The sequence below is a fragment of the Streptomyces sp. RP5T genome, assembly GCF_003933965.1.
Lineage (GTDB): Bacteria > Actinomycetota > Actinomycetes > Streptomycetales > Streptomycetaceae > Streptomyces.
In genome coordinates, this window is sequence record NZ_RSAJ01000693.1 from 1 (window position 1) to 4,085 (window position 4,085).

The 4,085-nt window shown below is 73.6% G+C and carries 6 protein-coding genes; 4 read left to right on the forward strand and 2 right to left on the reverse strand.

All coding sequences use genetic code 11. The annotated features are described in order from the left end of the window. On the forward strand, positions 1 to 201 hold a 201-nt coding region (locus EHS43_RS39290), incomplete at its 5' end, for a DAK2 domain-containing protein (RefSeq protein WP_125195356.1). Continuing rightward, a complete protein-coding gene (locus tag EHS43_RS39295; RefSeq protein ID WP_125195357.1) occupies positions 194 to 604 on the forward strand; it encodes a PTS-dependent dihydroxyacetone kinase phosphotransferase subunit DhaM in 411 nt (136 codons plus the stop codon). The genes EHS43_RS39290 and EHS43_RS39295, both read left to right, overlap by 8 nt. 16 nt (positions 605 to 620) lie before the next feature. Here EHS43_RS39295 and EHS43_RS39300 read toward each other — a convergent pair whose 3' ends face one another. Beyond that, on the reverse strand, positions 621 to 1,319 hold the full coding sequence (locus tag EHS43_RS39300) for a glycoside hydrolase family 75 protein (protein ID WP_125195358.1): 699 nt from the start codon (positions 1,317 to 1,319) through the stop codon (positions 621 to 623). Positions 1,320 to 1,666: 347 nt separating this feature from the next. On the opposite strand from EHS43_RS39300, the gene EHS43_RS39305 reads away from it, so the two are divergent. Continuing rightward, positions 1,667 to 2,647: a fibronectin type III domain-containing protein gene (locus EHS43_RS39305; RefSeq protein WP_125195359.1), complete on the forward strand. Its 981-nt coding sequence runs from the start codon at positions 1,667 to 1,669 to the stop codon at positions 2,645 to 2,647. A gap of 169 nt (positions 2,648 to 2,816) precedes the next feature. Further along, on the forward strand, positions 2,817 to 3,371 hold the full coding sequence (locus EHS43_RS39310; RefSeq protein ID WP_125195360.1) for a hypothetical protein: 555 nt from the start codon (positions 2,817 to 2,819) through the stop codon (positions 3,369 to 3,371). A 37-nt stretch (positions 3,372 to 3,408) separates the two neighbouring features. Here the strand turns inward: EHS43_RS39310 and EHS43_RS39315 are convergent, their stop codons facing one another. Further along, positions 3,409 to 3,951 (reverse strand): PadR family transcriptional regulator, encoded by a 543-nt coding sequence (locus EHS43_RS39315; RefSeq protein ID WP_125195361.1) that lies wholly within the window; start codon positions 3,949 to 3,951, stop codon positions 3,409 to 3,411. Between the last annotated feature and the right edge of the window lie 134 nt (positions 3,952 to 4,085).

Here is a 4,085-nt window from a genome sequence, read left to right on the forward strand (position 1 = left end):
GTGCCGGCCGTCGACGCGCTCGGCACCGGCTTCGCCGCGGCCCGGACCCCCGCCGAGCAAGGGGCCCTGGCCACCACGCCGTTGCAGGCCCGCAAGGGCAGGGCGAGTTATCTCGGCGAGCGCAGCATCGGGCACCAGGACCCGGGCGCGACCTCGGCGGCCCTGCTGATCTCCGCACTCGCGGAGGCCGCCGGTGAGTGACGGGAAGCTGGTCGGGATCGTGCTGGTGTCGCACAGCGCGGAGGTCGCCGCGTCCGTCGCGGAACTGGCGAAGGCACTCGCGGGCGGCGGCACGCAGGTACCCGTCGCCGCGGCCGGGGGCACCGAGGGCGGTGGGTTCGGTACGAGCGCGGAGCTGATCGCGGGCGCGGCCGCCGCCGTGGACCGGGGCGCCGGGGTCGCCGTCCTGACCGACCTCGGCAGCGCGGTGCTCACCGTCAAGGCGCTGCTGGCGGAGGGGGACGAACTCCCGGCGGGCACACGGCTGGTGGACGCCCCCTTCGTCGAGGGAGCGGTGGCCGCGGTCGTCACGGCCGCGACCGGGGCGGACCTCGCGGCGGTGGAGGCGGCGGCAGCGGAGGCGTACAGCTACCGGAAGGTGTGACCGCTTTCCAGGGGGATCACTTCGCCTGTACGAACAGTTTCGCCAGCCGCTCCCCCGCCGCGACCGCGGCGGCATGGTCCTCGATCGGCTTCACCTGCGTGTTCCTGAAGACGACGTAGGTGACGCCGGAGGGCGTGCCGCCGCCGCGCGGATCGGGGCGGATGCCGAGGGCCTTCGCGGTGGCGTAGGACGCCTCGCCGATGATGTGGCCGGGCCCCACGTCGCCGACCACCGCGTACTGCACCCGGTCCCCGTACACGACGGCCGCGACCGCGCCGCCGCGCACCCCGTGCGCGCGGTAGTCCCAGATCCCGCTCGGGGCCGGCACCACGATGTAGGGCAGACGTTCGGCGCTGAGGTAGCGGCCGTCGGACTGCTGGAAGGCGGTGGTGTCGGAGAACAGCGGATCGGTGCGGCTGTTGCAGCGGCTGCCGGGCCGGCCGTCGCAGTCGATGTCCATGTCCGCCTTCCAGAAGACGGCGTCCTTGGTGCCGCAGACCGGGATGGTGGCGGCCGTGCCGTCGTCACTGCGGTAGCGGCCGCGTGAGACCGGTTCGCACTGGCGCGTCCTGGCGAGGAGGTCGGCGGCGGCCACCTCCCCCTCGCGCCGCACCACCGGCCCCGGCAGGCCGGCGGCGGGCTCCACGGCGGGGGACGTCGTCGGGGCGAGCAGGGCGGCGCTTGCCGCGGCCAGTGTGAGCGACTGGACACGCACGATAAGGGACCCTCTCCTCGGCGGCACTGACGAGCACTCAGCCCAATCTGATGCCGCCTCAGCCGTGCGGCCACCGCACAGGGCCGGACGGGGCAGGGGCCGGGGGCCCGGGCCCTCGACGAACCCCGGCCTCCCGGCCACCCGTGCGGCACGGGGACAGCGACGACAGCGGCCCGTGCCGAGGGCACGAACTCCGTTTGTCTCATGGAGAGTTCGGCCGTGAGGTCTTCAGCATACGTAACCCGCCCGGGCGTGCCCCGCACGCTCCGCCCTCTTGATACGGGCAGACCCCCGGCGCCATATTGGTCCGGACCATTGCCTCGGTGTGGCTCCGGGAGGGCAGAGACGTGCGAGGTGTTCCCTCACCCCTGGTCCTGTGCGCCGCGCTTTTCCTGGTGGGCTCCTGCGGATGGGGCGGACCGGACGACGGCGGGGGCGGCAGGCTGCCCGCCGCCCCCGTGGGCGTCACCGCCGCCGCGGGCAGCGCGACCAGCGTGCACGTGATGTGGAACGCGGTCGGCGCGGGGATCGAGCGTTACGAGGTGTATCGCGGCACCACAAAGATCGACGATGTGCCCGGTTCACGGCACATGGTGGATGTCACCAGGCTCAAGCCCGCCACTCCGTATGTCTTCACCGTGCGGGCCCGCGACACCGAGGGGCGTCTCGGACCGCCCAGCCGGGAGGCACGGGCGACGACTCCGGTAGCCACGGCCGCGGACCACTCGGCCCCGACCCGCCCTGCCGAGCTACGGGGCCGGGCCGTGGGCGGTCACGCCGTCCAGCTGAGCTGGGCCGCCTCGGCGGACGACCGGGACGTGGTGTCGTACGACGTCTATCAGGGGGGAACGAAGATCCACAGTGTGGGCGGCGAACAGACCGCGGCCGTGGTCACCGGGCTGCGCCCCGGCACCCGCTACTCCTTCTCCGTCCGGGCCCGGGACGCGGCCGACAACCTCTCGCCGACCGGGGACACCGTCCGCCTGACGACTTCGGGCACCGACGACGGGCGGGACACGGCACCGGCGGACTTCCGCGCGAGCACCCGGCGGGCCGCCGACGGGGCGTACTACCTCGACCTGTCCTGGCTGCCGCCGCGGACGGACGGGGTCGTCGTCGAGTACCAGGTCCGGCTCGACGGCAGGGCGGCCACCTCGCTCGTGTTCGGCGCGGCGCCACCGCGCGGGAGGGTGACGTACGGCTTCTATCTGGGTCGTGAGGCCGGGGAGAGGCACCGGGTGCGGATCCGGGCGCGGCTGCCGGACGGCACCTGGGGCGGGCTGTCGGCGGAGCGGTCGGTGACCACGGGCGCCGGCGCCCGCCCCTGACGGGCGTTCACGTCCGCGGCGTCGGTCGGAGCGGTCCGTCACCTGTCCGGCTCAGCTCCGCGTGCGGGCCGGGCCCGGCGCACATTGGCTGTCCCTGAGGCAGCACGGGCTTCCCCCACCTCGGCGGCGCCACGGATGTACCGCCAACCGTGCCGCCGGAGGGCAGTCCATGCGCACAAAACAGCTACTTCTCCGCTCCGGCCTGACCGTCGCGGCCGTCGCCGCGCTGCCGCTCGCCCTGACCGCCGGGCCGGCCGCCGCGGCATCGGGCATCTCCGTGAGCACCTCCGGATCCACGGTCTCGGTCACGACCACGGCCTGCTCCCGCACGGCCGCCAACGGCGGCTGGGGCACCGCTTCGCTCCTCACCAGCAGCCAGGCGAACTTCAGCCAGGGCCGCCAGGTGGCGCTGTCGGGGACCACCTCCCTGCAGTCCGCGGCCTGGTCGAGCGTGAGCCCCGGGACGTACACCGTCATCGTGATGTGTGCCTACAACAACAGCACCGCGGGCACCCAGTCGATCATCGTCTCGGGGTCGGCCACGCCCACGATCTCGGCGACGGCCACGGCCTCGCCGTCCCGGGGTGTCATGGGCGGTCTCGGCGGCGCCACCAAGGACTACGGCACCCTCACCCTGGCGGCCGGCGGCGGCATGGTGGCGGTCGGCGCGGTGGCGGCGGTGTGGTTCCTGCGGCGGCGCCGCTCGCGGCCGTACCGGCTCTGACGGCCCCCGGTCTCGGCCGTACACCGGTCAACGGCGGTCAGTGGTCGGGGAGTTCGACCAGTTCCCGCAGCGCCTCGGTGAGCCACTGCGTCCAGAAGGTCTCCAGTTCGATGCCCGCGCGCAGGACCAGGTGCTGAAGCCTGGCCTGCGCGCTGTCGCTGCCGGGCGGGAAGTCGCGCTTCTCGATCTCCTCGTACTCGGCCAACTGCCGTCGGTGCAGGTCGAGATGGCGGCGCAGGTCGGCTTCGAGGCCCTCGGTGCCGACGACGGCCGCCGCGCGCAGCCGCAGCAGCAGGGCGTCCCGGTGCGGCTTGGGGTCCTGGGCCGCGGCCGTCCAGCGTTCGAGTTCGGCGCGGCCCGCGGGCAGGACCTCGTAGCTCTTCTTCTGCCCGCGGGTCGGCTGAGCCGCCGGGATGGCCCGGATGTGGCCCTCGGCCTCCAGTTTTCCCAGCTCGCGATAGATCTGCTGGTGCGAGGCCGACCAGAAGTAGCCGATCGACCTGTCGAACCGGCGGGTCAGGTCCAGCCCCGCCGACGGCCTTTCGAGCAGTGCGGTGAGGATCGCGTGCGGGAGTGACATGGGGTCATCCGTAAGTTGTTAGGCGGCCCGGGAGGGCCGGATGTGGCTTATGGGGTCTTGCCTTCAGTGGCTCCCAAGGAGTGGCCGTCCGGCTCTCCGGGGCGCCCTGGCTGCTGATTGAGATGTGCGCGTCG